The following is a 25,038-nucleotide window of genomic DNA, read 5'->3' as shown; positions in this document are numbered from 1 at the left end:
CCGGGGGACCGCGGCGGGACACGTCCGCCACTCATCGTAGGCACTGGCCAGCGTCTCCAGGTATCGAACCAGGATATGGGGTTCCTCTCGGCGCGCGGCCGTGTCCAGAACACTGGGTCCGTCGAAGAGCAGACCGCGTACGGGAGCTGTGTGCTCGGGGCACGCCGTGTGCGGCGGCGCGCCCTCGCCGCTCCAGCGCACGAGGCTGACCGCGTGGGCGTGGGCGTAGCGCAGCCGGAAGGCGGGGTTGGCGTCGGTCAGGCGGGCCCAGGCGCCGGGGTACTCGGCGGAGGGGAGCACCGGCAGGTCGCGGCCGGTGGTCTCGGTGTCGCGGGGACGTTCGGGAACCGACCGGCAGAAGGCGACGCGGGCGCTGTCCTCGCCGACCGCGCCGAGGGCCCGTGCGGCGGGGGTGAGCAGTTCCCGGTGGCCGCCGTCCCGGTAGGGGTCGCGCCAGGAGACCTCGCCGTCGCCGGGGCCGGGCGGCGGAGGCCGCGAACCGACGGCCAGGGCGACGCGGGCGCGGGCGTCGGCGCGGGCGAGCCTGCGGGCCTGGGCGACCGGTCCGGCCTCGTGCAGGGCCGAGGCGGGCCACTCCCCCGTGCCGTTCCAGTCCCCGCCGGTCAGGAAGCGTGGCCCGTCGGCGGCCTCCGCGAGCAGGGTGTCGCGCTGACGGGCGGTGAAGGTGACGTTGAGGAAGCCTCGGCCGTCTCCGCCGGCGTGGGCGAAGTCCACTCGCCCCTCGTCGCGCATGAGCAGGAACTCCCTGGTGAGACGGGTGCAGACCGCGCCGCGGTGGTCGCCGCGGCGCGCGGACGTCCGGTCGCCCACGCTGCTGGCCAGGCGGGGCGGCAGGGCGGTGGCGGCGTCGGCGCCCTCGCTCGCGTGGTCGCTGCGGGGCCACACGAAGGGGACTCCGTCCGGGTCCAGGTCGAAGGCCCGCACGGCGGCCTCGCGCACGGCGGCCTCCAGGCGCCTGGGGGTCACTCCGGCCCCCCGTCGACCAGGCCGCGGATGACGTCGACGAGCTCGTCGGGGTCGAAGGGCTTGGTGAGGTAGGCGTCCACGCCGATGCGGTCGGCGCGCCGCTGGTCCTCGGCCTGGGTGCGCGCGGTGACCAGGACGATCACGCGGTCACGGGTGCGGGGGTCGGCTCGCAGGCGTTCGGCGGCCGTCCAGCCGTCCACGCGGGGCATCATCACGTCCAGCGTGACCACGTGGGGGTCGATGTGCGCGGCGCGGTCGAGGCAGTCCTGCCCGTCCACGGCGGTGAACACCTCGAACCCCTCCAGTTCGAGGTTGAGACGGATGAGCTCACGGATCACCTCGTCGTCCTCGACGACGAGAACCCGTGTGGGTAGGGCGTTCACGGGCGTGACACTACCGCCGGGGAGTGACACGGCACCACTGGATTGTGGGTATCGGCGCACCGGACGGGTGCGTCCGAAAGCGGGTGGACGAAGGGCCCCGCGCCCCTGCTACAGTTGTTCACGCAAGCCAGCCCCCTTAGCTCAGGGGATAGAGCAACGGCCTCCGGAGCCGTGTGCGCAGGTTCGAATCCTGCAGGGGGCACCCACACCGGTCCGGCGGAGTCATTCCGTCGGGCGGAGGGAACGACGCCGACCGCCACGGTCGGCGTTTTTCGTTTCACGCCGTCCGACACCGCGTTCGCCGGACCTCCCGGACACACGGTGGACGGGACACACCACGCGGAAGGGGCGGGTCCCCGAGAGGGCGCGGAGCCCCTCCCTGGTGGTTCAGCCGTCGGAGCACAGGTCGGGGCGGGCGGCGTGCAGTGCCCGGGCGAGGCGCGCCTGCTCCCACTCACCGATCTGGATCCGGATGCCGCCCTCCTCGGGGATGACCCAGGTCGGGTACCGGGCGCCGTCGAGGGGCGCGTGGAGTTCGACGACGACGTAGTACCAGATGGTCCGGACGCCACCGCCGGTCTGGACGCTCCTGTCCCGGCTGGCGCGGAGCACCCGCGACCAGGGGATGTGCGCGGCGCGGCCGGGGAACCACCACCTGGGTTCCTGGACGAGCGTGATCCCCGTGTCGTCCACCGAGATCCCCTGGCGGGTGGAGTGGCGCGGGGCCATGCGCACCAGCGGCCAGCTCAGGAGCCCGAGGAACAGTGCCAGGAGCAGCGTCCACACGGCCGCACCGAGCGTCTGGGTGGCCGCCGTCACGGCCGTCAGCACGGTCGCGCCGATGGTGAGGAAGACGCACAGCCCGGCGGCGACGGCCCATCCGAGGGAGCCCTGACCGCGCATGTCGACCCAGGAGGAGTGCGTGGGCGGTTCCGAGGGCTCGCGGGGATCGTGTGGCATGGGGCCGTGTGCTCATTCGTTCGCGGATTGCTTCGGCGGGCCCCGTTGAGGGACCCGCCGGGCTGGTCGGTGACGGGCCGGTCCCGTCGCGGGCACCGGATGAGCCGGGCGGTGGTTCGGACCGGCGCCGTCCCGTCCTCTCGGACGTCCGGGAGCACGGGACGGTTCTCCACCGGAATCGTCGCACGGGGCCGCGGCACCCGCTCGGGGACAGGCGTCAGACGGAGGCCTCCGCGGTCCCGGGCTCTCGGATCGGGTCGCGGGAGAACTCACCGCCGCGCAGGCGTACGGCCAGCACGAGCACGGCCAGGCCGACGAGGGTGATCAGCGCGCCCGTCCACAGGGGCGAGGTGCAGCCGAGGCCGAGGGCCAGACCGAGGCCGCCCGCCCAGGCGCCGAAGGCGTTGCCGACGTTGAACGCGGCGATGTTGGCTCCGGAGGCCAGGGTGGGCGCCCGGTGGGCGAAGCGCATGATCCGCGTCTGGAGGCCGGGGACGGTCGCGAACCCGAAGGCGCCCATGAGGAGCAGGGCCGCCAGCGCCGCCCACGGGAGGTGCGCGACCAGGGCGAACACGGCCAGGACCAGGGTGAGTACCGCGAACAGCGCCAGCAGCGTGCGGCCGAGGGCGCGGTCAGCCATGCGCCCGCCGAGGAGGTTCCCGGCGAACAGGCCCACACCGAACAGGACGAGCAGCCACGGCACGGTGGCCGGGGCGAAACCGCTGACCTCGGTGAGGGTGAAGGCGATGTAGGTGAAGCCGCCGAACATGCCGCCGAAGCCGAGCACCGTGACGATCAGCGACAGCCACACCTGGACGCTGCGGAAGACCCCGAGTTCGGCCCGCAGTCCACCCGCGGCGTGCTCCCGCCCGGGGTCCTCGTCCGGGACGAGCAGGGCGATGCCGGCGAACGCGACGACGCCGATGGCGGTGATCGCCCAGAAGGTGGAGCGCCAGCCGAGGGCCTGGCCGAGGAAGGTGCCGAAGGGAACGCCCAGGACGTTGGCGGTGGTGAGTCCGGCGAACATGAGGGAGATCGCCGCGGCGCCGCGGTGCGGGGGCACGACGCGGGCCGCCAGCACGGCGCCGATGCCGAAGAAGGCCCCGTGGCACAGGGCGGCCAGCACGCGCCCCGCGAGCATGACCTCGTAGGTGGCGGCCAGCGCGGAGACCGCGTTGCCCGCGATGAACAGCACCATGAGCAGCAGGAGTGCGCGTTTGCGGTTGACGGCGTTGAGCAGGGCGGTCAGGCCGACGCCTCCGACCGCGACGGAGAGCGCGTAGCCGGAGACCAGGTAACCCGCGACCGTGGGTGTGACGCCGAAGTCGGCGCCCACCTCGGGCAGCAGGCCCATGATGACGAATTCGGTGAGACCGATGCCGAAGCCCCCGACGGCGAGGGCGTACAAGGCGAGCGGCATGGTGGGCGCTCCTCGGAGAGACATGTCGTTGCGCATGCACTAGTTGCGCATACACTAATTGCAGAAGCAGCGGAAATAGTTGCACGCGCCCTCTATCTGCGCAAGCTGCTATCATGTGTTCCCGGGCACGCCGTGCCGCCCGAAGGAGGTTGGGGAGCATGGGTATCGCCGACGACGCCGTCGAGGTCCGCGCACACGGCTGGCGCACGCTCGCCGCGGTCCACGGCCTGATCGAGACCGCCCTGGAGAAGGCCCTCCAGTCGCGGCACGGCCTCTCCGTGGTGGAGTACACCGTCATGGACGCCCTGGACCGCCAGGACGGCTGGCACATGCGCATGCGCCAGCTCGCCCGCGCAGCGGCCCTGTCCAACAGCGCGACCACCCGCCTGGTCACCCGCCTGGAGGACCGCGGCCTACTCACCCGTGTGCTGTGCGCGGACGACCGCCGCGGCATCTACACCGAGCTCACCCCCGCCGGGGCGGCCCTGCTCACCGAGGCGCGCCCCACCCACGACGCGGTGCTCGCGGAGGCGCTGGACGAGGCCGGTGCCACACCCGAACTGGCGCCCCTGGTGGCCGCCCTGCGCGACCTCGCGCCCCAGACGCTCGCGTAGGAGCAGCGGGGCCGCCTCCTCAGCGGTCGTCCACAGCGGGAGAGAACCTCTGGTGCGCCGATCGCGGGTGTCCTAACTTCGAAGCATGAGGTTCCTGGTACGCGAACGCGTCTTCGACATCGGTGACGACTACTGGGTGACCGACGAGGAGGGACGGAAGGTCTTCCTCGTGGACGGCAAGGCGCTGCGGTTGCGCACGACCTTCGAGCTCAGGGACACCGAGGACAACGTCCTGGCCGTCATCCGGGGGAAGCCGTTCCGGGTGCGCGACCAGATGAGCGTCGAGCGCGAGGGCGGCCCCACCGTCACCGTACGCAAGCGCCTGTTCAACCCCCTTGTCGACAAGCTCGTGGTGGAGGTGGAGGACGGCGAGGACTGGGAGGTCACCGGGGACTTCCTGGGCAAGGAGTACGTGGTCAGCGACGCACACGGCACCGTCGCGCACGTGTCCCGCAGATGGTTCCGTGTCCGGGACACCTACGCGGTGGACGTGAACACCCACCGTGCCGACATCGGCGCGGACCCCGCGCTGGTGATCTGCGTGGCGGTGGCCGTGGAGGCCCTCACCAGGGACGACGATGACGAGGGGGCCGGGGGCTGAGGGCCGCGCGCGATCAGTGTCCGGTGGATCCGTCGATACGCTCGCGCAACAGATCGGCGTGGCCGTTGTGGCGGGCGTACTCGGCGACCAGCCTGACCAGCACGGTTCGCAGCTGAACGGGGGCGCCGCGGGTCGATCCGCCGATCGCGTCCAGCGGAAACGCGGCGGTGATCTCCCGAGCGTGTGCCGTCTCCTCGCGCCAGACCGCGAGGGCTTCGTTCGGGTCGCCCGTCACGTCTCCGAAGTCCTGGTCGGGGTCTTCGTCGGAGTAGTACAGCAGCGGCAGATCCTCGCCCGCGAACCGGATGCGCAGCCACCACCGCTCGACCCCGGCCAGGTGCCGGACCAGTCCGTGCAGGCTCATGCTTGAGGGTTCCACCGATCTCGCGGAGAGCTGCTCGGAGGTGAGCCCGGCGCACTTGGCCGCGAGAGTGGCCCGATGCCAGTCGAGGTAGGAGGTGAGGAGTTCGCGTTCGCTCCCGATCCGGGGCAGGGGCGGCCGGTCAGCACCTTCCCAGTCGGGCGAGAAGTGGGCGGGCGGAGTTCCGTGCATGCCACCCAGTGTGTTCCGTGCCTACGACAGTCCGTGGCACGTGCCCCCAGCGCCCGTTCCCCGAACTCCCGGAGGAGAGGGTGGCTGGCTGTAGTGCCCGGCTCGTCGGCGATGGGCCAGACTGACCGGTGTCGGCGGATACGCGGAAGGGACGGCGGGCATGGGTGAGGTCTGGGCACGGGCGTTGAGGGCCGCCACCTACCTGGTGGTGGCCCTGGGTTCGGGGTTGGTGACGCTGGTGTTGCTGCCGCTGACCCTGGTCGTGGCGCTGACCGTCCTGTTCGGGGGCGTCGGGTTGGTGCTGCTGCCCCGGTGGGTGGAACTCATGGGCCGGTGGGCCGCCTGGCACCAGGACCGGGCCTCCCGTCTCCTCGGTGTACCGGTTCCACGGGTCCCCGCCCCCGGGACACACGGTTTCCGGGAGCTGTGGGGCCAGCCGTCCACCCGCAAGGTCCTGCGGTGGATGCCCCTGTTCGCACCGACGAGCGTCGTGCTCGGGTTGGCGGGGGTGTGCGCGTTCGGGCTGCCGCTGACCGCTCCGCAGTTCCTGTTCTGGTGGGCGTTCCCCGGGTCGGAACCGCTCCTGGTCCTCTGGGTTCCGGTGCGGGACTGGGGTACGGCCCTGGTCTCTCTCGTCGTGTACCTGACGGCCGGGGCCGTGCTGGGCCTGTGGGTGGTCGCTCCGGCGGCCCGTGCGCACGCCCGTATGAGCATCCGGCTGCTGGCCCCCACCGAGGCGGAGACGCTGTCCGCGCGGGTGGACGAACTCAGGAGGACCCGCGCCGACGTGGTGGACGCGCACGGCGCTGAGCTGCGGCGCATCGAGCGCGACCTGCACGACGGTACGCAGGCGCGGCTGGTCGCGATCGCGATGCAACTGGGTGTGGCGCGCGAGGCGGTGGAGGAGGACCCGACCGTCGCGGCGCTGCTCAGGCAGGCCCATGAGGGCACCGAGGAGGCGATGGCCGAACTGCGCGACGTGATCCGCGGCCTCTATCCGCCGATCCTCGCCGACCGGGGACTGTCCGGGGCGCTGAGCGCACTGGCCGCCCGCACCACCGTTCCCACCCGCGTGGACGTGGGTGAGCTGGGTGGACTACCGGTGGCGACGGAGACCGCGGCGTACTTCGTGGTCACCGAGGCGGTCACCAACGCCGTCAGACACGGCGGCGCCGATGAGATCACCGTACGGATGGATCGGGTGGGCGACGTGCTGAGCCTGACGGTGCGCGACGACGGCTCGGGCGGGGTGGACGAGGAGCACGGCAGCGGGGTGAGGGGTATCCGTCACCGTGTCGCCGCCCTGGACGGTACGGTCCGCGTGGACAGCCCGGCGGGCGGGCCGACCGTGATCGACGTGGAGCTGCCGTGCGGATCGTGATCGCCGAGGACAACGTCCTGTTGTCCGCCGGGTTGGAACTGCTGCTGTCCACCAGGGGGTTCGAGGTGGTCGAGGTCGCCGGGGACCCGACGGCCTTCGCCGACGCCGTGGACCGGCACCGTCCCGNTGCCGCCGAACTTCCGGGACGAGGGCGTCCACGCGGCGATCGCGGCCCGGCGCAGACATGAGGCCCTGCCGGTTCTGGTGCTGTCGCAGTACGTGGAGCGCGACTACGCCGGTGAACTGCTCGCCGACGGCCGGGGCGGTGTGGGTTACCTGCTCAAGGACCGGGTGGGCCGGGTGAGCGAGTTCGTGGACGCGCTGCGGCGGGTGGCCGGCGGAGGCACGGTCATGGACCCGTCGGTGGTGCGGCAGCTGCTGGCCCGCAGGTCCCGTGACCCCCTGGAGTCGCTCACACGGCGCGAGAACGAGGTCCTCGCGCTGATGGCCGAGGGGCTCGGCAACGGGGACATCGCCGAGCGGATCGTCGTCACCGAGAACGCCGTGCACAAACACGTCGGCAACATCTTCGCGAAGCTGGGGTTGTCGCCCTCCGACAGCGGGCACCGCCGGGTGCGCGCGGTGCTCGCCTACCTCGACGGCAGGTGAGCGGGGCCCGTCCCCGTGCGGTGCGCGCACCGCGCCGTGGTCTCCTCAGGCGGCGGGCCAGGAGCTGCCGGTGAGGTCGAAGGCCAGGTGGAACCACACCTTGCGGATGCTGGGGTGCCCGTTGTCGCCCCATGCGGTGGCGAAGCTGTCGACCAGTGCCAGGCCCCGGCCGTTCTCGGCGGTGAGCCTGTCGCCCTCCAGCGCTCCGGCGCTCAGCGGGCCGTCCCCGTCGTCGGAGGAGCGCGTGGGCCTGCCGTTGTCGCGGCAGACCAGGGTGAGGCCGTTGGCCACCCGGTTCACCCGCAGCACGAAGGTCTGTCCCTCCTCGCCGGAGCGGCTGTGCCGGATGGCGTTGGTCGCGAGCTCGGTTCCCAGCAGGGAGAAGACGTACCGGTAGTCGCTGTCCTGGCTGGCCGCGCAGGTGTCGAGGAAGGCCCGGGCCAGCGGCACGCTCGCGGGCGTACCGGAGAACTCCCAGTGCCGCTTGGTGAAGGGGATGGTCGGCCGTCCGCTGAAGTAGTGCCGGTACTCGTCCGGTACACCCGCGAGGACGGTGTCCTCGGCCTTGGCCAGAGCGGGCACGGAAACGAGCGTGGGCATGGAGGACTCCTTAGGCGTGGCGGCTCAGCGGGCGGGCGAACCGTGGGAGGGGCGGCTGCGGGAGCGTCCGGTGACCGCCTCGGGGGCGGGGCGGCGTGGAACGGCTACGACCTTACGCGATCAGACCCCTGTGGGACAGGGGATGTGGGTGTGGTGAGTGGCGCGAATCCCGCCGTTTCCCCACTTTCCCGCCCCCTGGTTCGCCGCGCCCCTCAGCCCGCGGCGTCGAGCGCCCTCGCGGCGGCGTCCTCGGCCGCGGACCGCTCGGCCGGAACCAGCCCGACCCGGGTGCGCCGGTCCAGCAGGTCACCGGTGTCCATGGCCCCCTCGTGGCGTACCGCGAACCGGAGTTCGGCACCGGTGATACCGCGTACGACGGGGGTGAGCAGTGTCGGATCCGCGTCGGCCTCGGCCAGGACGCCGACCGCCTCGGTGCCGTACCTGGCCACCAGGCGGCGCGGGGCGTCCAGGGCGTCGAGTTCCTCGTGCGGGGCGGCGCCGACCAGGGGCAGTGAGCGGGTGCGGCAGGAGCCCGCGGGCAGCCCGTGGGCGCGCACGGCGGCGTCGACGGCCTGCTCAGCCATCGCGCGGTAGGTGGTGAGCTTGCCGCCGACCACGGTGACCGTGCCGTTCGGGGAGACCGTGACGGCGTGTTCGCGCGAGAGGTCGGCGCTGGCCCCGGCCCCGTACACCAGCGGACGCAGCCCCGCGAAGGAACCGAGGACGTCGTCCCGCTTCAGGGGGGTCTCCAGGGGGCCGCTGATCTGGGCGAGCAGGAGGTCCACGTCGCCGTCGGGCACCTCGGGAACGCTGGGGACGGGTCCGTCCACGGGCTCGTCGGTGAGCCCGGCCAGGATACGGCCGTCCGGCTGGGGCAGGGCGAACACGAACCGGCTGGTGCCGCCGTCGATCGGCACGGTGAGCGCGGCGCTGGGACGGCCGAGGACGGAACCGTCGAGCACCAGGTGGCTGCCCCGGCTGGGGCGCAGACGTACGTGGGGATCGAGCTGGTCGGCGTGGACGCCGGTGGCGTTGACGACCGCGCGTGGGCGCAGGGGGATGGTCCGGCCCGTCGTCTCGTCCCGCAGCACGGCTCCGTCGGCGGTGACGCTCTCGGCCGAGCAGCGGGTGAGGATCCGGGCGCCCTCACGGGCGGCCGTGCGCGCCAGGCCGACGACGAGCCGGGCGTCGTCCACGAGCTGCCCGTCGAAGGACACGATGCCGCCGAGCAGCCCCTCCCGGGTGATCCCGGGCAGAAGCCGCAGGGTCTGCCGGGCGTTGAGCACGCAGGGGCGGGGCAGCACGGTGCCGGGTGTTCCGGCCAGGAGCCGCAGCAGGTCTCCCGCCCCGGCTCCGGCCCGGACGAACAGGGCACGGGCCAGCCCGGTTCCCCGGTGGACCGGGATGACCATCGGCAGGGGCCGCACGAGGTGGGGCGCGGTCACCCGCATGAGGACGTCGCGTTCCCGGGCGCTCTCGTAGGCGATACCGACCTGTCCCCTGGCCAGGTAGCGCAGGCCGCCGTGGACGAGTTTGGAACTCCATCGGCTGGTGCCGAAGGCCAGGTCGTGGCGTTCGACCAGCACCGTGGACAGGCCGCGCGACGCGGCGTCGAGCGCGACACCGGCACCCGTCACTCCCCCGCCGACGACCAGGACGTCCACGTGGGGATGGCGCTCCAGCTCGGCGAGGTCCCGTGCGCGGCGTGCGGCGTTGAGGGAGGAGGAGGTGGGAGACGTGGGGCTCATGAGCACTCCGTGGGTTGTCGTGGCAGCGGTGGAGGTCCGCTCGCGGGGTTCAGGGGGCGAGGTAGCCGTCCAGGAGGACGGTGAGCTCGTCGATGAGCCCGGCCTCGCCGGTGACGTCGGCGAACAGGCGGCGGGAGGTGATGGTCCCCTGGACCGTGACCAGCACGAGGCGGGCCAGCACCCGGGGATCGCCCTCGCGCACCGAGCCGTCGCGCTGGCCCTCGGCCACGACCGGTTCCACCAGTTCCAGGGCGGCGTGATGGCTGGTGCCCAGCCGCTGGAAGGTGTAGGTCGCCAGGAGTTCGGGTTCGGTGTCCACGATCCGGGCGAACAGGGGGTGGGCGAGCAGCGCGCGGGCGACCCCGGCGGCGTGCCGGACCAGCTGGGCCCGCACGCTCTCGCCGGGGTCGCCTGAGGCGGCCTGCTGGTCGGCGAGGATCCGCCGCAGTTCCCGGGTGAGCAGGTCGGCGACCAGGGCGGTCGCGTCGGGCCAGCGCCGGTAGACGGTGGGCCTGCTGACCCCGGCGCGGCGCGCCACGTCGGTCAGGGTGGTGCGGCGCACCCCGAAGGCCTCGACGCAGGCGCGGGCCGCGTCCAGAATCCGGTCTTCAACGTTACGTATTGACGCCATGTGTAAAACTGTAGAGCATGACTGACGAGATGCACTCCGCGGCGGACATGAGCTGGTTCGCCTGGGGCGACCCCGCGAAGGCGCGCACGCTGGACCCGGGGTTGCGTGACCTGGTCTCCCAGGTGCTGCGGGCTCCGCTGAGGGACCTGCCCCCGGTCCCCGAGGAGCGGGTGGAACTTCCCCCCTCGCTGCTGGACGATCGACTGCGCGAGGCGTTCGCCGAGGTGGTCGGGGCCGACCACGTGGACACCGGCGCCGCCGCCCGGCTGCGCCGCAGCGGCGGCAAGAGCACCCCCGACCTGCTGCTGCGCCGCGCTGGCACGGCGGATCCCGCCCCGGACGCCGTCCTGTACCCCGCCGACCACGACCAGGTCCAGCGCGTCCTGGAGGTGTGCGCGGCCGAGCGCGTCGCCGTGGTCCCGTTCGGCGGCGGCACCAGCGTGGTGGGTGGTGTGACACCGCTGAACGGCGGCCTGCGCGCCGTGGTCGCCCTGGACCTGCGCCGTCTGGACCGGCTGGTGTCGGTGGACACCACGTCCATGACCGCCGTCCTGGGCGCGGGCGTGCGGACCCCGCACGCCGAGGCGATGCTGGCCGAGCACGGGTGCACGCTCGGGCACCTGCCCCAGAGCTACGAGTACGCGAGCATCGGCGGCTACGCGGCCACCCGTTCCAGCGGGCAGGCCTCCTCGGGGTACGGCCGCTTCGAGGACATGGTGGTGTCGCTGCGCGCGGCCACCCCGCGCGGCACCCTGGAGACGGGCGGCCCCCCGGCCTCGGCCGCCGGTCCGGACCTCGGCCGCCTGCTGCTGGGTTCGGAGGGCACGCTGGGGGTGATCACCGAGGTGGGCGTGCGGATCCGCCGACGCCCGGAGCGGGTGCTGGACGAGGCGTGGTCCTTCCCCGACTTCGCCGCGGGCGTGGACGCTCTGCGGGACCTGGCCCAGTCCGGTATCCGGCCGACCATGGCACGCGTGCTGGACGAGACGGAGACCTTCGTCGGCGCGGCCATGGGCGGTGAGGAGGCCGCGCCCGGCTGCCAGGCGGTGCTGGGCTTCGAGGGCACCGAATCCGAGGTCGGCGTCCGCGCGGCGGCGGCCGGGGAGGTCATGACCAGGATGGGCGGCACTTCGTTGGGTTCGGGCCCGGTGGAGCACTGGCGGCGGAACCGGTTCTCGGCGCCCTACCTGCGTGACTCCCTGCTGTCGGCCGGGGCGCTGGCCGAGACCCTGGAGACCGCGGCCTCCTGGACCGACCTGCTACCGCTGTACGCGGCGGTGTCCGGTGCGCTCACCGGGGTGCTGGAGGAGGACGGGGAGGGCGGTGCCGTGGTGATGTGCCACGTGTCGCACACCTATCCCACGGGCGCCTCGCTGTACTTCACGGTGGTGACGGCGGCCGGTGCCGCGCCGCTGGAGCGGTGGGGCCGGGCCAAGAGGGCCGCGTCGGAGGCCATCGCCGCCAACGGGGGGACGATCACCCACCACCACGCGGTGGGGACCGACCACCGGCCGTGGATGGGCGCGGAGATCGGCCCGCTGGGCGGCGAGGTGCTGCGAGCGGTCAAGGCCGCGCTGGACCCGGCGGGGATCCTCAACCCGGGGAAACTCGTCCCCGACGCCTGAACGGCGCCTTCCCCCGACGCGCGCCCATGGGCGCGCGTGCCCGGGAAACCGTGTCGCCCGCCGTCGTGACACGACCACTCCGGTGCCCCGTGCCGGGTCATCGCCCGCCCACCCCGTCGCCGCGGTACCCGGACCGCGGCGACGGGCCCGTCGGAGGCGGCGGTACCGGGCACCAGGGGTCACCCAAGGCTCCGCCCCGCTGCCGGGACGTGCTCTCGGCGTCCCCGGGACGACGGGTCCTCCGTCCGGGTCACGGCGGAACGCCTGCCCGTCGGCCCGGCGCCCCTGGGGAGGGCGGATCCCCGGAGAACCCGTCAGGCCCTCTCCCCCTCACGGGAGAGCTGACCCTCCAGCTGGTTGGCGAAGTCCACGAGGAAGTCCAGGAGTTCGACTCCGTCGGCACCGCCGTCCTCGACGGTGTAGGAGGCCGTGACCGCCGTGTTGACGGTGGTGAAGGTGGACGCGGCGTAGACCTCACCGTCGCCGTACTCGTAGACGACGGAGTATCCGACGTCACCCGCCGTCACGGGGCGCCAGTCGAGGACCACCACGTCCCCGGCCGACTCCTCCTCGTGGCGCCCCTCCTCCCGGTCCCGGACGCTCTCCTCCATCTCCCCGCGCATCGCGTCGGCGGTCTCGCCACCGTCCTCGTACTCGTACAGGAGGATCTGGACGTACACAGGGTGGAACCCGCCGTCCTCGACCGAGCAGGAAAGGTAGCCGACGAGGCCTTCGTCGGCCATGTCCTCCATGCCCTCGTCCTCGACGGACTGGTACTCACCCTCGACACGGGGATCGTCGGCTTCGGGGATCTGGCCCAGGACCTCGGAGGGCAGCAACCGGGAGCAGGTGGGAAGAGCCGCGTAGGGGCGGCTGTCGGCGATGTTCCACACCACGAAGCCGCCGGAGACCAGCAGCACCAGCGCGGCGACGCCCGCGCCGATGAACAGCCCCCTGCTGGAGCGTCGGGGCGGACCGGGCTGACCCGGGTGACCGAGGTGACCGGGGTGTCCCGGTACGGGCGGCTGCTGGGGCGGGACGCCTCCGGGAGGGCCGTAACCGGGTTGTGTGGGCGGGACCTGGGGCTGTCCCGGAAAGTACTGCCCGCCGGGAGGGCCTGGGAACGAGACCCCGGGCTGGGGGTGGCCCGGCTGCCCGGGGAAGGGCTGGCCTCCGGGAGGGCCGGGGAACGAACCGTCGTTCGGGGGATGGGTCATCGGTCTCGCGGCGTGGACCCGTCCGGTGGACGGACGCCGCGCCTCCTCACAAGTGCTCGTCGACCGCGCGCGGCGGCCGGGGATCGCCTACGACCCACGCGGGGCACGTGGGCGTGTGCGTCGGGACGTCACCCCGAGTATTCCCGTTCCCGGCCCCGCCCGTCACCGGTGTGGGCCGGAACCGGCCTACTCGGTCTCGCCGACCCTCGCGAGCTGGTCCTCGACCTCCCCCGTGAGCCCGTCCACCAGAGCCAACACGTCCAGGAGTTCCGCGCTGGCGGCCTCTCCGTCGGAACCGGTCCCGTAGTGGACGCTCACCCCGAGGTTGTCCATGACGAAGCCGCTGGAGGCGAACGCCACCTCACCCCCGTAGGCCTCCTGCAACGCACCCATGGTGAAACCGACGTCACCACGTGAACTGCGGTTCCAGGCAGCCCTGTCCAGCGTCTGGTCGTCGAGGGTGAGTGTTCCCACCTCGCCCGCCGGGAGTTCGGCCTCCATGTCCTCCAGGTTCTCGGTGAGGTCATCGATGCGCTCCTGCATGTCCTCGCCCTCCGGTTCCATGGCGGAGGCGAAGATCGTGACGGACGGGCCGGTGTCGCTCGTCTCCACACTGCACTGGAGATTGCCGTACCCGTCGTCCTCACTCTCGGAGAACTCCCCGCTGAGTTCGATGTCGTCGCGCTCCAGCGCGTTCTCGAACATCTCGACCGGGAAGGCCTCCTCGCAGTCGGGGAAGGCGACGTAGGTCCTGGGCGAGGCCGCCACCGCCCAGGTGACACCGATCCCGGCGACCAGGACGACGGCCAGGCCCGCGGCTCCGGCGATGATCAGGTTCCGTCGCCTGGTGTCCCCGGCACCGGGCTGTCCCGGGTGACCCGGTTGTCCGGGAGGGCCGGGGTGCCCCGCTTGCCCTGGCTGGTGCGGGAACCCCGGCTGGCCAGGCTGTCCCGGGTGCCCAGGAGGTCCCGCTTGCCCAGGCTGATGCGGGAGTCCCGGACGACCTGGCTGGCCTGGATGCCCGGGATGACCTGTCTGTCCAGGCTGGTGCGGGAACCCCGGGTGACCGGGTTGCCCGGGCACACCGCCCTGCGGACGGGGACCTTGGTGCGGCTGGGAAGGCTGGGGGTACTGCGGCTCCCGGGGCTCGGGCGAACCGCTGCCGGGGGCTCCCTGGGGATGCTGCTGCCCCTGGGATCCGGGCGGGCCGTCGCCGGAGGGCCCCTGGGGACTCCACCCCTGTTGGGGATGTCCCTGGTGGGGGTCGAAGGGACCGTGGGGCGGCTGAGCCGTCATCTGAGAGAACTCCAGAGGGAGAGTGTGGGAACTGACACACGACACGCCACCGTCGGTGACGACGGTGGCGCACGGCCCCGCGTGGAACACGGAGTGCGGTCAAAGTTATCGGTCAAAGTTATCGGTCAAAGACCCCGGATGGGCCTCGGAACGGAGGTTCCGCCCTGGCCGGAACCGGCCGTGGTGGCGCCCCGGTGCCCCGACAATGGATGCCGTGGCACGAGGAAAACTCCGCATCTACCTGGGTTCGGCCCCCGGTGTGGGCACCACGCACAACGCCCTGGCCGAGGCCCGGCGCCGGGCTGGGCACGGTGTCCACGTCGTGGTCGCCGCCGTCCACACCCACCACCGCGAGCACGTCTCCGCCCTCCTCGAAGGCCTGGAGGAGGTGGCACCGCTCCCGTCCGGTGCCGTGGACACCACGGCCGTGATCGCGCGGGCACCGGGGACGGCCCTGGTCGACGACCTCGCCCGGCCCAACGGACCCGGCGCGTCCAACGCCGCCCGCTGGCAGGACGTGGAGGAACTGCTGGAGGCGGGCGTCGACGTCCTGTCCACCGTGGGCATCCACCACCTGGAGTCCCTCAACGACGTCGTCCACCAGATCACCGGTGTGCGCCCCTCGCGGACCGTCCCCGACCACGTGGTGCGCCGCGCCGCCGAGGTCGAACTCGTCGACGTCACCCCGCAGGAACTGCGCCGCAGGATGGCGCACGGAGACATCCACCCCGCCGAGCGCGTGGACGCCGCCCTGGCCGACTACTACCGGGAGGGGAACCTGGCGGCGCTGCGCGAGCTGGCACTGCTGTGGACCGCCGACCGGGTGGAGGAGAGCCTGTCCCGCTACCGGGGCGAGCACGAGATCCGGCGGACCTGGGAGGCACGGGAGCGGGTCGTGGTGGCGCTCACCGGCGGGCCCGAGGGCGAGACGCTGATCCGCCGGGCCGCCCGGGTGGCCGCCCGCTCACGGGGCGGCCACCCCCAGCCCAGCCACCTGCTGGCGGTGCACGTGGTACCGCCGAACGGGATGGCGCAGACGCCCAGCGACGACCTGCTGCGGCAGCGCAGACTGCTCGCGGAGTTGGGCGGCACCTACCACCAGGTGGTCGGCAAGGACGTCCCCACCGGTCTGCTGGAGTTCGCGCGGGGCATGCAGGCCACCCAGATCGTGCTGGGATCCTCGCGCCGACGCACCTGGCAGTACGTGTTCGGCCCCGGGGTCGGCGCGATCGTGGCGCGCGACTCCGGGGACATCGACGTGCACATCGTCACCCACGAGCGGGTGGGCAGCGGGCGGTGGCCGCTGCCCCCGCCAGGCCGCGGCCTGGGCGAACACCGCAGGGTGGCGGGCTGGTCCCTGGCCCTGCTGTCGCCCACCCTGCTGTCGCTGGTGCTGACGCTCCCCCTGTTCGAGGACGTGAGCGCGGCCTCGGACGCGATGCTGCTGTTGCTGGCCACGGTGGCCACCGCGGCGGTGGGCGGCCTGCGCCCCGCCCTGGTGTCGGCGTTGTGGAGCGCGGTGCTGCTCACCGCGCTGCTGTCCCCGTTGCACGGACGGCCGCCGGTGTCGGTGGACAACGTGCTGGCGCTGACCGCGTTCGCCCTGGTGGGTTCCCTGGTGGCGATCGTGGTGGAGATGGCGGCCCGCCGGTCGGCGCAGGCGGCGCGCGCCCGGGCCGAGGCCGACGCGGTGACCCTGCTGGCGAGCAGCGTCCTCGCGGGCAAGGAACCCCTCCAGGCTCTGCTGCGGCGGATCCGGGAGACCTTCGGACAGCGGTCGGCGACCCTGCTGGAACGGTTGGACGACGAGCGCTGGCGGGCGGCGCACAGCGTCGGCGCCCCGGCCTGCGAGTCCCCCGACGAGTCGGACGTGCTGGTACCGATCTCCGACAGCCTGGCGCTGGCGCTGCGCGGCCGGGTGCTGCCCGCCATCGACCGGGGGATGCTGCGGGCGTTCGCCGCGCACATCGGCATCGCCCTGGAGCACCAGCGGCTGGAGTGGGACGCGGCGGAGGCGCGCGGTCAGGTGGCGGGCAACCGCATCCGCACGGCACTGCTGGCGGCGGTCTCACACGACCTGCGCACCCCGCTGACCTCGATCAAGGCGAGCCTGTCGAGCCTGCGCGCCACCGACATCACCCTCACCGACGAGGACCGCGAGGACCTGCTGGAGACGGTGGAGGAGTCCACCGACCGGCTCAACCGGCTGATCGACAACCTGTTGGACATGAGCCGGGTGCACACCGACAACGTGCGTCCCAAACTGCGGGCGGTGGGTCTGGAGGAGGTCGTGCCCCTCACCCTGCTCGGCCTGCCGCACGAGGAGATCACGGTGGACGTGCCCGACGACCTCCCCCGGGTCCTGGCCGACGCCGGACTGCTGGAGCGGGCCGTGGCCAACGTGGTCTCCAACGGGGTCCGGTACAACCCGGACCCGTACCTGCCGGTGCTGGTCGCGGCGAGCGCGCACGGCGACTGTGTGCAGCTGCGCGTGGTGGATCGTGGTCCGGGGGTCTCCGACGAGGGCAAACAGCGCATGTTCGAGGCCTTCCAGCGGCTGGGCGACGCCCCCCAGGGCACGGGGGTGGGTCTCGGGCTGGCGGTCGCGCGTGGTTTCGTTGAGGCGATGCACGGCAGTCTCGACCCCGAGGACACACCGGGGGGCGGGCTGACCATGGTGTTCACACTCCGGGCCGTGGAGAAGAACGAGACGGACGGCGGGGACGGAAGGAAGGCCGATGCGGGTCCTGGTCGTTGACGACGACATGCAGATCATCCGCGCGATGCGGATCAACCTGCGGGCGCGCGGGCACGACGTGGACACCGCGGCCGACGGGGAGTCGNCCCGCCGAGAGCCACCCCGACGTGGTCCTGCTCGACCTGGGGCTGCCCGACATGGAGGGCCTGGAGGTCATACGGCGGCTACGCGGGTGGTCACAGGTGCCGATCATCGTGCTGTCGGCGCGGCACTCGGCCGGGGAGAAGGTGCGCTGCCTGGACTCGGGAGCCGACGACTACGTCACCAAGCCGTTCGGGATGGACGAGCTGCTGGCCCGCATGCGGGCGGCGGAACGGCGGTCGGTGCGCACGGACGAGGCCCCGGTGGTACGCACGCCGTGCTTCACCGTGGACCTGGGCGCCAAGAGGGTGCTGCGGGACGGTGAGGAGGTCCGGCTGACCCCGACGGAGTGGCACATCCTGGAGATCCTGGCCCGGCACGCGGGCCAGCTGGTCAGCCAGCGCCAGCTGCTGCACGACGTGTGGGGCCCGGCCTACCAGAGCGAGACCAACTACCTGCGGGTGTACATGGCGCAGCTGCGCCGCAAGCTGGAGCCCGACCCCGCGCACCCGCGGTACCTGATCACGGAGGCGGGCCGGGGGTACCGCTTCGAGAGGGCCGGTTCCCCGCAGCCGGAACACTGACCCCTCCGCCGGCGGCGCGCACGCGGGGACCCCCGCGGTGGTGCACGGGGTCAGCGGACGAAGGCCTCCCCCTCCGACAGCTCGATGAGCATGTCGAACTCGTCGGTACCGACGTGGCCGCGGTTGGCCTTGGCCACGGCGAGGCAGGGCGCGAACGCACGCACCCACTCCATCATCCGGTCGCCGTCCACCCCCAGGACACGGGAGAGCACGTCCACGCGGTACACCACCTCGGGCAGGGTGGTGGACTTCCACAGGGCCCAGTCCACGGCGTCGACCGCGCCGTCTCCCAGACAGGCGCGCGGATCGACGGCCACCAGCCCGCGCGCACCGCCGTCGATGACGTTGCCCGGGTGCAGGTCGCCGTGGACGGGCACGACGTCCACGGTCCCGTTGGCCAGGTCGCGGGCCCGGCAGAACCCCTGGTGCATGGCGGACGCGGACACCATCTCGGCGGCCGGTCCCTGGGCCCGCTCCCGGCCCCACAACTCGAAGACGAACTGCACCCGCGAGCTCAGCGGGCGCAGTTCGAACAGTTCCTGGCGGGTCACCTCGACGTCGTGGAGCTGGGCGATGAGCGCGCCGATCGTCTCCATGGGCGGGACCACGCCGCCCGCCGCGACGGTGTCGTTCCCGACCCACTCCATGAGGATGGCGCCCCGTGCGCCGTCCACCTCCCACACGCGGGGCACACGCCCGGAGGTCTGCCACATGCGCAGCACCTGGGCCTCGGACACGGCCAGACGGATGTCCGGGGAGAGTTTGAGGACCGCGCGTTCGCCGTCCGGGCGGCGGACGCAGATGACGACGGAGGTCCGCCCGTGGGGGGCCGGCCCCTCGATCGTCAACCGCCATTCGGAGGCGAGTTCGTCGACGATCCCGGGGAGTTCGGTCAGCCACTCGCCGACGTGGCTGCCGAAACGCCGTTCCAGACGCCGACGCTGCCGGTCATCGACGAACTGCGCCGTGACGTCGTTCATACATCCACCTTAGGTTCGCTCGCGTCGATGCCTGTCCGGGATCGGCCCCTCCCAGGTCGGCGAACCGTCGAACCGGACGGTTCGCGCCGCACGAGCACTGTTCGGGGCCCGGGCCGGTCACGGGGTTCCTCCGCGCCGACAGGGGAGTGCGGAACCGTCGGAGGGGTCGTGCCCGGGGCACCACCGCACCGCGCGGACAGTGACGCGGTGCGGGTATCGCGTTTGTGGGTGCGAGGAGTTCCCGCCCGCTTGCTCCATACCCACCCCTGTGCTCCCGGTAACGGCACCGAGGCGTCCTGAGCTCTCAGTATCACCCGTGCGGCTGATGGTGTCACCGTGGGTGGTCGGCTGTCGAGGCCTCCGCCCGGAGTCGCCACCGGAACACCCGGGGCGCCCCGAGCGCACCCAACGGCCCCAGCGGCCTCAGGCCAGGCGCCGCTTGGCGGCCCGGTGCTGGGCGAGGAGGGTGTCCACGACCAGTTCGGAGGGCCACAGGGGTTCGGTGATGGCGGTGACGTCCAGTCCTCGCAGCAGGTCGAAGTCGGGGCAGTCCACCAGTCTCCAGGCGGNGTGGCCGTGGCGGCGCAGCCGGTCGACGGCGTCGAAGACCGAAGGCGCCCAGGTACGCAGGTAGCCGACCTGGACCGGGGAGCTGAGGCGGCGGCTGAGCATGCGCGCCACGTCCATGACGACCTGGCGCTCCTCGGTTCCGGTGGTGCCGTCGGCGGCCAGGACCACGCCGTCGGACGGACGCCAGCCGGAGTCGACGAGGCGTCCGGCGAGGTTGGCGACGATCGACGGGACCGCCCCCAGGGGAGGGATGTGGCAGGAGTCCCGCATACGGCCGCGGCGGAGCCGGGAGAGCAGGTGGGCGCTGGCGACGTCGCCGCCCGCGACGAACGCGGGGACGACCACCTTGGGACCCCGAACGGAGTGGACGGCGGCGGTGACGTCGTCGGGGCTGCCGAAGGCCGGTGCCACCGGCGCCTCTCCCCTGCTGGCCACCGCCTCGGCCAGGCCGCACAGGGCCTCCCTGCGGTGGGCGTCACGCGAGTCGTCGGCTACCAGGACCATCGTGGGGACCATGCACGGCTCCTTCGTACATCGCCGGGGGAACTGCCGTTGCCCGCCGAGCGTAAAGCGGCTCAGTTTCGTGGAGGTACCGTCGTGTTACGGGGAGGAAAAACGAACAATGGCTGTGGTGGTTATCACCACCGGAAGTCTCTGTGAACCATAACAATCGCCGAAAAACCGACGGGTGTCCACTTCCGCCAGGAGTGGCGTACACCTCATGCCGCCCCGGAACGAAGGGGGACTATCCTTACCCGGAGGAATCCTCTCCCCCGCGAGCTGGCACGACGCCCCTCCCTCCCCCTCACTCGCATCATTACCAGCCAGTAGGACATGACGGACGGCACACCCCACATTCCCAGTCGGACAAATGTTAGATTTCGCCCGCAACCTCTCTAGAGAAATCCCGGGAGAAGGTTTTTCACATGCATTCGTCAGGTGCGGATGCACGTGCCCCTGAATGTGCGTCGGGTGCGCTGCCTGATACGACGTGGATTTCCCCTCCCCGCCGGCGAGCGCCGTTTCCTCCCGATTCCACGCGCCCCGACGCCGCGCCGAACCGCACCGCCCGCGGCGTTCGCGCTCCCGCGCGCCCGTGCCACACCGGATGCGCGCTCCTGCCACACCAGACTCCGACCTGTCAAGGGTGCGCACTCCCCCAAGGGCACATAACCGGACACCACCTGACGTGGGGGGACAGGATGCGGGTACGGCGTGATTACTTGCCATGACCCCCTCGACCCGCTCACACTTGGTACCGATGGAGCGCGTCCTCGCAGGCGACAGGCGCCACGAGACCGCTCCGGGCCACCACCCGCCCGGTTCCCAGCACCGGACGGTCCGCGCCCCGAGATCCACACCGAACCATTCAGACTGGAGTGAGCATGGCCGTCCACCCTCGGGTGCAGACGCTGGCCCAGACCTTTCTCGCGCATGCCGACCAGGAGGCCCCCGGCCTGGTCGAAGGCCTCTACCTGACCGGTTCGGTCGCCCTCGGCGACTTCCGCCCCCACACCAGCGACGTCGACTTCGTCATCGTCACCGGTCGCACGCCCGGGAAGCAGGAACTGGAGCTGCTGCGTCGCGTCCACACGCGCACCCGCTCCGAAGCCGCCAGGCCCCAGTTCAACGGCATCCACGTCACCTGGGACGACCTCACCCGCGACCCCACGTCGTGCGGCCCGGTCGCCTCGGTGATCGGCGGGCGGTTCCGCAGCCGGGCCAGCGCGGACGTCAACCCCGTCACCTGGCACATCCTCGCCGAGCACGGCGTGACCGTGCGCGGCCCGCACCCGCTCGAACTCGACGTGTGGGACGAGCCCGAGAGCCTGCGCGCCTGGTCGCTCGGCTCCCTGGACGAGCAGTGGCGGCGCTGGCGCGAGAAGGCCGGGCGCCTGGTCACCCCGCGCGGTCTGGCCGTCCTCGGTTCCCTGGTGCCCTCGTGGAGCGTGCTGAGCGTCAGCCGCCTGCACTTCACCCTCAAGACCGGGGAGATCACCTCCAAGTCCGGCGCGGGCGCCTACGCCCTGCACGCCTTCCCCGAGCGCTGGCAGCGCATCGTCAACGAGTGCCTGCGCGTGCGCCGCGACGCCGACGTGCCCTCCCTGTACGAGAACGCCCTGGCCAGGCGTCGGGCCGCGCTGGACTACATCGAGATGGTGCTGGACGACGCCCTGCGTCCCGGCCTGGCCGTCTGACACGGTCCCGTCGCGAGCGCCCCGCCGGACCACGGGGGGTTCGTCCCCGTCCAGCCGCGGGCTTCCCGAAGGGCGGTCCGGGGGAGCACCCGCCAGGGCCTTCCCCGGGCCTCCGGGACCTGGTCACGGGATCACCGAAGTCCGAATCCTCCCGCCTCCGTACCGCACGCGGCAAGCGCCCACTAACCTGGGGTGCATGACCATGCGCCCCATCGTCCGTTTCGGCGACCCCGTCCTCACCACGCCCACCGCTCACGTCACCAGGTTCGACCAGCGCACCAAGGCGCTGGTGGAGGACCTCCTGGAGACGGTCGACGCCCCGGGACGTGCGGGACTGGCCGCCACCCAGATCGGCGTGGGCCTGCGTGTGTTCAGCTACAACGTCGACGACCGGATCGGCTACGTGATCAATCCGGAGATCGTCGAACTGTCGGAGGAGACTCAGGACGGCGAGGAGGGCTGCCTCTCCGTTCCCAAGCTGTGGTACCCGACCACGCGTGCGGAGCGCGCCGTCGTCACCGGCGTGGACCTGCGCAACGAACCGGTGACCGTGGAGGGGACGGGACTGATGGCCCGCTGCCTCCAGCACGAGACCGACCACCTCGACGGCATGGTCTACCTGGAGCGCCTGGACCCCCAGACTCGTAAGCGAGCCCTGCGCGACGTCCGGCGTTCGGACTGGTTCATGCCCGCCGAGCCGCCCGAACCGACGGGCGTGCGGCTCCCCAGCGCCTTCGGCGGCGGACGCTGACGCCCTCTCCGCCGCGGAACACCCGGCCGGCACGAGGGAAGGTCGGTGTGGTCCCCAACTCCGGGTATCTTCGGACACATCCCCATGCAGTCTCCCAAGTCACGTGAGTAACGCACTAGGCATGTAACGCCAAGATCTCGTATGGTCTGCTGTGTATCTCCCGATGCCACGGCACTCCCCCGTCGCACGCCGTCGGCCGATCGGATGCGCTCAGACCATCCCTCGGAGCAGACACATGAGACCCACTCCTCCCTCACCCGTGCGTGGCAGGCGTACCGCCCTGTCCCTCTCAGCCCTGGCCGCGGCCCTGGTGATCACCCTGCCCGGCACGGCCCAGGCCGAGCCGGGCGACGACGAGGTCGACATCGACGAGTTGACCCAGCGGGCCGAGGAGCTGGAGGAGAGCTACGACGGAGAACTCCTCCAGTTCAACGAGATCAAGGAACGCGTGGAGAAGGCCGAGGAGGACCTGGCGGACGCCGAGGAGCGCTTGGAGGCGTCCCGGACCGGTGTGTCCACCATCGCCGCCACCCAGTACAAGCTCGGCGGCGGTCTCGACCCGGCCCTCCGGGTGATCTTCTCCAGCGAGCCGGAGAGCATGTTCTCCAACGCCGCGGCCATGAACTACCTCGGGCAGAGCCAGGTCGAGGAGATCTCCGAACTCGTCCAGACCCGGGACGAGGCCGCGCTCGCCTCCCAGGAGCTCCAGGGCGAACTGGAGGAGGCCCAGGAACTCGTCGACACGCTGGAGGCGGAGCGCGAGGAGGTCGAGGAGAAGATCCAGGAGTACGAGGAGCAGCAGGTCCCCGATCCGCCCTCCGGCGGAGGCTCCTCCGGTGACGGCACCATTCCCGAGAGCGCGATGGGCTGGGGCTGGAGCGGAGCCACGCCGCGCATGGCCGCGATCCGCGACGAGATCGTGCGGAACTTCGGTGCTCCCTACCCCGTGGGCTGTCTGCGGTCCAGCAACGACGACCACGGCGCGGGCCGTGCCTGCGACTTCATGATGAGCGCGGGCGGCGCCATCCCCTCGGAGGAGAACCAGGCCCTGGGCACGCAGATCTCCCAGTACGGGATCAACAACGCCGACCGGCTGGGCATCAAGTACATCATCTGGGAGCAGCGGATCTGGCACTCCGGGACGGGCCAGTGGAAGTGGATGGAGGACCGCGGAAGCCCCACCCAGAACCACTACGACCACGTGCACATCTCGTCGTACTAGTGGGGGGACGAGTCCCGTCCGCCGCGGAACCCGTCCCCCTCACGAACGACGTACGGGCTGGTCGAACAGGGCTACCGCCTTCCCCCTCCATCGCGTCGCGCCGCATCGGCAACGTTCGCCGACCTGCGTCCCACCCCACGCTCCCCGCGTCCGACGCGGGAATCCCGTATCAGGCGCGAGGAGGTCCTTCGGGCGAAACGGGTGGTTGCCGAAGGCGCATCGTCGACCGGAGGACCGGGCCGACTGCTCAGACCAGGGTGGAGACGCAGAACGGATGTCCGGCGGGGTCCAGCAGAACCCTCCACCGGTCGGGCTCGGGCTGGCTCGGCGGCTCGGTCGCCCCCAGGGCCAGGAGCCTGGCTTGGGCGGCGTCCAGGTCGTCGACGCCCAGGTCGAGGTGCGCCCGCTTCTCCTGGGCGGGATCCGGCCAGGTGGGCCGCTGGTAGCCCGGCAGCCGGGAGAAGCCCAGTCCGGCCGCCCCCTCCTGGCCGAGCAGGACGAAGTCGTCGCTGGAGTAGGCGACGGGCAGGCCGAGGGCTTCGCCGTAGAAGCGTGCCAGCTCGGCGGGGTCGGGGCAGTCGAAGGTGACGGCCGCGTAGCGCATCGTGGGTACGGACGTGGTTTCGGTGCTCATGGGCAGCACGTTAGGACGCGACCAGGACAGGTTCTGTCCTGGTCGTGGGAGAGACTCCAGGACGTGATCAGCACATCCGCCCGCCTGTTGCACCTGCTCTCACTGCTCTCTGCGCGGCCGTCGTGGACCTGCGGCGACCTGGCCGAACGCATGGCGGTCAACGAACGCACGGTCCGACGGGACGTCGCCAGGCTCCGGGAACTCGGCTACGGAGTCGAGTCCGACCCCGGGCCATGGGGCGGTTACAGTCTCGGTGGCGGCGCCCGGATACCGCCGTTGGTCCTTGACGACGAGGAGGCGCTGGCCGTCGCCGTCGGGCTGCGCGAGGCGGCGCTGAGCGGCGTCCTCGGGAGTGAACAGGCCGCGTTGTCGGCCCTGTTGAAGCTGCGGCAGGGCCTACCGCCGCGGGTCGCCGGCCGACTCGGTGAGATGGACTCGGCCTTCGTGCACACGGCCAGGCCGGACCAACCACAGATCGCCCCCGGCGTGCTGCTGGAACTGGTCACCGCCTGCCGCCGGGGTGAGCGCGTCCGCCTGTCCTACCGCGACCGGAAGGGACGGGCGACGGACCGGGACGCCGATCCCTACCGTCTGGTGCACACGGGCCGCCGCTGGTACTTCGTCGCCCGCGACGT

The 25,038-nt window shown here is 72.1% G+C and carries 23 protein-coding genes, 1 tRNA gene and 2 pseudogenes; 12 read left to right on the top strand and 14 right to left on the bottom strand.

The annotated features are described in order from the left end of the window. On the bottom strand, nucleotides 1-987 hold a 987-nt coding region (locus D455_RS0110810; protein WP_017570741.1), incomplete at its 3' end, for a hypothetical protein. Then, nucleotides 984-1,370 carry a response regulator gene (locus D455_RS0110805; protein WP_017570740.1) on the bottom strand — a complete coding sequence of 129 codons (387 nt, stop codon included), beginning with the start codon at nucleotides 1,368-1,370 and terminating at the stop codon, nucleotides 984-986. The genes D455_RS0110805 and D455_RS0110810, both read right to left, overlap by 4 nt. A gap of 130 nt (nucleotides 1,371-1,500) precedes the next feature. Here D455_RS0110805 and D455_RS0110800 point away from each other — a divergent pair. Beyond that, nucleotides 1,501-1,572: transfer RNA gene (locus tag D455_RS0110800), tRNA-Arg, on the top strand. A gap of 185 nt (nucleotides 1,573-1,757) precedes the next feature. Here D455_RS0110800 and D455_RS32185 read toward each other — a convergent pair. Together D455_RS32185 and D455_RS0110790 are read right to left on the bottom strand one after the other, a co-directional pair. Further along, on the bottom strand, nucleotides 1,758-2,330 hold the full coding sequence (locus D455_RS32185; protein ID WP_017570739.1) for a hypothetical protein: 573 nt from the start codon (nucleotides 2,328-2,330) through the stop codon (nucleotides 1,758-1,760). Nucleotides 2,331-2,547: 217 nt separating this feature from the next. Further along, nucleotides 2,548-3,750, bottom strand: a complete 1,203-nt coding sequence (locus D455_RS0110790; protein ID WP_017570738.1) for an MFS transporter — start codon at nucleotides 3,748-3,750, stop codon at nucleotides 2,548-2,550. A gap of 158 nt (nucleotides 3,751-3,908) precedes the next feature. On the opposite strand from D455_RS0110790, the gene D455_RS0110785 reads away from it, so the two are divergent. Both D455_RS0110785 and D455_RS0110780 read left to right on the top strand, forming a co-directional pair. After that, nucleotides 3,909-4,364 carry a MarR family winged helix-turn-helix transcriptional regulator gene (locus tag D455_RS0110785; protein WP_017570737.1) on the top strand — a complete coding sequence of 152 codons (456 nt, stop codon included), beginning with the start codon at nucleotides 3,909-3,911 and terminating at the stop codon, nucleotides 4,362-4,364. Nucleotides 4,365-4,449: 85 nt separating this feature from the next. Beyond that, on the top strand, nucleotides 4,450-4,965 hold the full coding sequence (locus tag D455_RS0110780; RefSeq protein ID WP_017570736.1) for an LURP-one-related/scramblase family protein: 516 nt from the start codon (nucleotides 4,450-4,452) through the stop codon (nucleotides 4,963-4,965). Nucleotides 4,966-4,978: 13 nt separating this feature from the next. On the opposite strand, the gene D455_RS0110775 is transcribed toward D455_RS0110780, so the two are convergent. Further along, nucleotides 4,979-5,518, bottom strand: coding sequence for a DinB family protein (locus D455_RS0110775; protein ID WP_017570735.1), 540 nt, complete (start codon nucleotides 5,516-5,518; stop codon nucleotides 4,979-4,981). A 160-nt stretch (nucleotides 5,519-5,678) separates the two neighbouring features. Between D455_RS0110775 and D455_RS0110770 the strand changes: the two genes are divergently transcribed. Together D455_RS0110770 and D455_RS30040 are read left to right on the top strand one after the other, a co-directional pair. Next, nucleotides 5,679-6,899, top strand: a complete 1,221-nt coding sequence (locus tag D455_RS0110770; RefSeq protein ID WP_017570734.1) for a sensor histidine kinase — start codon at nucleotides 5,679-5,681, stop codon at nucleotides 6,897-6,899. Continuing rightward, nucleotides 6,887-7,508, top strand: a pseudogene (locus tag D455_RS30040) (LuxR C-terminal-related transcriptional regulator). The gene D455_RS0110770 and the pseudogene D455_RS30040 overlap by 13 nt, the downstream one beginning before the upstream one ends. A 45-nt stretch (nucleotides 7,509-7,553) precedes the next feature. Here the strand turns inward: D455_RS30040 and D455_RS0110760 are convergent. From D455_RS0110760 to D455_RS0110750, 3 genes are all read right to left on the bottom strand, one after another. Further along, nucleotides 7,554-8,108, bottom strand: a complete 555-nt coding sequence (locus tag D455_RS0110760) for an ATP-binding protein (RefSeq protein ID WP_017570732.1) — start codon at nucleotides 8,106-8,108, stop codon at nucleotides 7,554-7,556. A 212-nt stretch (nucleotides 8,109-8,320) separates the two neighbouring features. Beyond that, entirely contained in the window at nucleotides 8,321-9,856 is a 1,536-nt protein-coding gene (locus tag D455_RS0110755; protein WP_017570731.1) for a glycerol-3-phosphate dehydrogenase/oxidase, read from the bottom strand. Between the two features lie 49 nt (nucleotides 9,857-9,905). Continuing rightward, a complete protein-coding gene (locus tag D455_RS0110750) occupies nucleotides 9,906-10,487 on the bottom strand; it encodes a TetR/AcrR family transcriptional regulator (protein ID WP_026122512.1) in 582 nt (193 codons plus the stop codon). Between the two features lie 17 nt (nucleotides 10,488-10,504). Here D455_RS0110750 and D455_RS0110745 point away from each other — a divergent pair, with 17 nt between their 5' ends. Further along, nucleotides 10,505-12,112 (top strand): FAD-binding oxidoreductase, encoded by a 1,608-nt coding sequence (locus D455_RS0110745; RefSeq protein ID WP_017570729.1) that lies wholly within the window; start codon nucleotides 10,505-10,507, stop codon nucleotides 12,110-12,112. A 314-nt stretch (nucleotides 12,113-12,426) separates the two neighbouring features. Here the strand turns inward: D455_RS0110745 and D455_RS0110740 are convergent, their stop codons facing one another. The 3 genes from D455_RS0110740 to D455_RS0110730 form a co-directional block, all read right to left on the bottom strand. Continuing rightward, entirely contained in the window at nucleotides 12,427-13,329 is a 903-nt protein-coding gene (locus tag D455_RS0110740) for a hypothetical protein (RefSeq protein ID WP_152487049.1), read from the bottom strand. A gap of 186 nt (nucleotides 13,330-13,515) precedes the next feature. Beyond that, complete coding sequence (locus D455_RS0110735; protein ID WP_017570727.1) at nucleotides 13,516-14,097, bottom strand: hypothetical protein; 582 nt, start codon at nucleotides 14,095-14,097, stop codon at nucleotides 13,516-13,518. A 62-nt stretch (nucleotides 14,098-14,159) separates the two neighbouring features. After that, nucleotides 14,160-14,414 carry a hypothetical protein gene (locus D455_RS0110730; RefSeq protein ID WP_017570726.1) on the bottom strand — a complete coding sequence of 85 codons (255 nt, stop codon included), beginning with the start codon at nucleotides 14,412-14,414 and terminating at the stop codon, nucleotides 14,160-14,162. Between the two features lie 416 nt (nucleotides 14,415-14,830). Between D455_RS0110730 and D455_RS30035 the strand changes: the two genes are divergently transcribed. Both D455_RS30035 and D455_RS30030 read left to right on the top strand, forming a co-directional pair. Next, nucleotides 14,831-17,383 (top strand): ATP-binding protein, encoded by a 2,553-nt coding sequence (locus D455_RS30035; RefSeq protein WP_083922200.1) that lies wholly within the window; start codon nucleotides 14,831-14,833, stop codon nucleotides 17,381-17,383. Then, a pseudogene (locus D455_RS30030) lies at nucleotides 17,364-18,048 on the top strand (winged helix-turn-helix domain-containing protein). Before D455_RS30035 ends, D455_RS30030 begins: the two are co-directional and overlap by 20 nt. 50 nt (nucleotides 18,049-18,098) lie before the next feature. Here D455_RS30030 and D455_RS0110715 read toward each other — a convergent pair. Together D455_RS0110715 and D455_RS0110710 are read right to left on the bottom strand one after the other, a co-directional pair. Continuing rightward, complete coding sequence (locus tag D455_RS0110715) at nucleotides 18,099-19,028, bottom strand: aminoglycoside phosphotransferase family protein (RefSeq protein ID WP_017570723.1); 930 nt, start codon at nucleotides 19,026-19,028, stop codon at nucleotides 18,099-18,101. Nucleotides 19,029-19,451: 423 nt separating this feature from the next. Continuing rightward, nucleotides 19,452-20,114, bottom strand: coding sequence for a sirohydrochlorin chelatase (locus D455_RS0110710; protein ID WP_017570722.1), 663 nt, complete (start codon nucleotides 20,112-20,114; stop codon nucleotides 19,452-19,454). Between the two features lie 869 nt (nucleotides 20,115-20,983). Here D455_RS0110710 and D455_RS0110705 point away from each other — a divergent pair. From D455_RS0110705 to D455_RS0110695, 3 genes are all read left to right on the top strand, one after another. Further along, nucleotides 20,984-21,796: a nucleotidyltransferase domain-containing protein gene (locus tag D455_RS0110705; protein WP_017570721.1), complete on the top strand. Its 813-nt coding sequence runs from the start codon at nucleotides 20,984-20,986 to the stop codon at nucleotides 21,794-21,796. A 196-nt stretch (nucleotides 21,797-21,992) separates the two neighbouring features. Continuing rightward, nucleotides 21,993-22,547, top strand: coding sequence for a peptide deformylase (def, locus tag D455_RS0110700; RefSeq protein WP_026122511.1), 555 nt, complete (start codon nucleotides 21,993-21,995; stop codon nucleotides 22,545-22,547). A 235-nt stretch (nucleotides 22,548-22,782) separates the two neighbouring features. Then, a complete protein-coding gene (locus D455_RS0110695; RefSeq protein ID WP_026122510.1) occupies nucleotides 22,783-23,769 on the top strand; it encodes a coiled-coil domain-containing protein in 987 nt (328 codons plus the stop codon). 247 nt (nucleotides 23,770-24,016) lie between these two features. Here D455_RS0110695 and D455_RS0110690 read toward each other — a convergent pair whose 3' ends face one another. Beyond that, nucleotides 24,017-24,403 (bottom strand): VOC family protein, encoded by a 387-nt coding sequence (locus D455_RS0110690; protein ID WP_017570718.1) that lies wholly within the window; start codon nucleotides 24,401-24,403, stop codon nucleotides 24,017-24,019. 63 nt (nucleotides 24,404-24,466) lie between these two features. On the opposite strand from D455_RS0110690, the gene D455_RS0110685 reads away from it, so the two are divergent. Continuing rightward, nucleotides 24,467-25,038, top strand: a 572-nt coding sequence (locus D455_RS0110685; protein ID WP_017570717.1) for a helix-turn-helix transcriptional regulator, incomplete at its 3' end; no start/stop codon positions are given.

Source organism: Nocardiopsis halotolerans DSM 44410, from assembly GCF_000341065.1.
Lineage (GTDB): Bacteria > Actinomycetota > Actinomycetes > Streptosporangiales > Streptosporangiaceae > Nocardiopsis > Nocardiopsis halotolerans.
This window is presented reverse-complemented; position numbering and strand designations above follow the sequence as displayed.

Coding starts and splice junctions, on each gene's coding strand:
- D455_RS32185 (WP_017570739.1), bottom strand. CDS start 2,330: ATGCCACACGATCCCCGCGAGCCCTCGGAACCGCCCACGCACTCCTCC.
- D455_RS0110790 (WP_017570738.1), bottom strand. CDS start 3,750: ATGCCGCTCGCCTTGTACGCCCTCGCCGTCGGGGGCTTCGGCATCGGT.
- D455_RS0110785 (WP_017570737.1), top strand. CDS start 3,909: ATGGGTATCGCCGACGACGCCGTCGAGGTCCGCGCACACGGCTGGCGC.
- D455_RS0110780 (WP_017570736.1), top strand. CDS start 4,450: ATGAGGTTCCTGGTACGCGAACGCGTCTTCGACATCGGTGACGACTAC.
- D455_RS0110775 (WP_017570735.1), bottom strand. CDS start 5,518: ATGCACGGAACTCCGCCCGCCCACTTCTCGCCCGACTGGGAAGGTGCT.
- D455_RS0110770 (WP_017570734.1), top strand. CDS start 5,679: ATGGGTGAGGTCTGGGCACGGGCGTTGAGGGCCGCCACCTACCTGGTG.
- D455_RS0110760 (WP_017570732.1), bottom strand. CDS start 8,108: ATGCCCACGCTCGTTTCCGTGCCCGCTCTGGCCAAGGCCGAGGACACC.
- D455_RS0110755 (WP_017570731.1), bottom strand. CDS start 9,856: ATGAGCCCCACGTCTCCCACCTCCTCCTCCCTCAACGCCGCACGCCGC.
- D455_RS0110750 (WP_026122512.1), bottom strand. CDS start 10,487: ATGGCGTCAATACGTAACGTTGAAGACCGGATTCTGGACGCGGCCCGC.
- D455_RS0110745 (WP_017570729.1), top strand. CDS start 10,505: ATGACTGACGAGATGCACTCCGCGGCGGACATGAGCTGGTTCGCCTGG.
- D455_RS0110740 (WP_152487049.1), bottom strand. CDS start 13,329: ATGACCCATCCCCCGAACGACGGTTCGTTCCCCGGCCCTCCCGGAGGC.
- D455_RS30035 (WP_083922200.1), top strand. CDS start 14,831: ATGGATGCCGTGGCACGAGGAAAACTCCGCATCTACCTGGGTTCGGCC.
- D455_RS0110715 (WP_017570723.1), bottom strand. CDS start 19,028: ATGAACGACGTCACGGCGCAGTTCGTCGATGACCGGCAGCGTCGGCGT.
- D455_RS0110705 (WP_017570721.1), top strand. CDS start 20,984: ATGGCCGTCCACCCTCGGGTGCAGACGCTGGCCCAGACCTTTCTCGCG.
- def (WP_026122511.1), top strand. CDS start 21,993: ATGACCATGCGCCCCATCGTCCGTTTCGGCGACCCCGTCCTCACCACG.
- D455_RS0110695 (WP_026122510.1), top strand. CDS start 22,783: ATGAGACCCACTCCTCCCTCACCCGTGCGTGGCAGGCGTACCGCCCTG.
- D455_RS0110690 (WP_017570718.1), bottom strand. CDS start 24,403: ATGAGCACCGAAACCACGTCCGTACCCACGATGCGCTACGCGGCCGTC.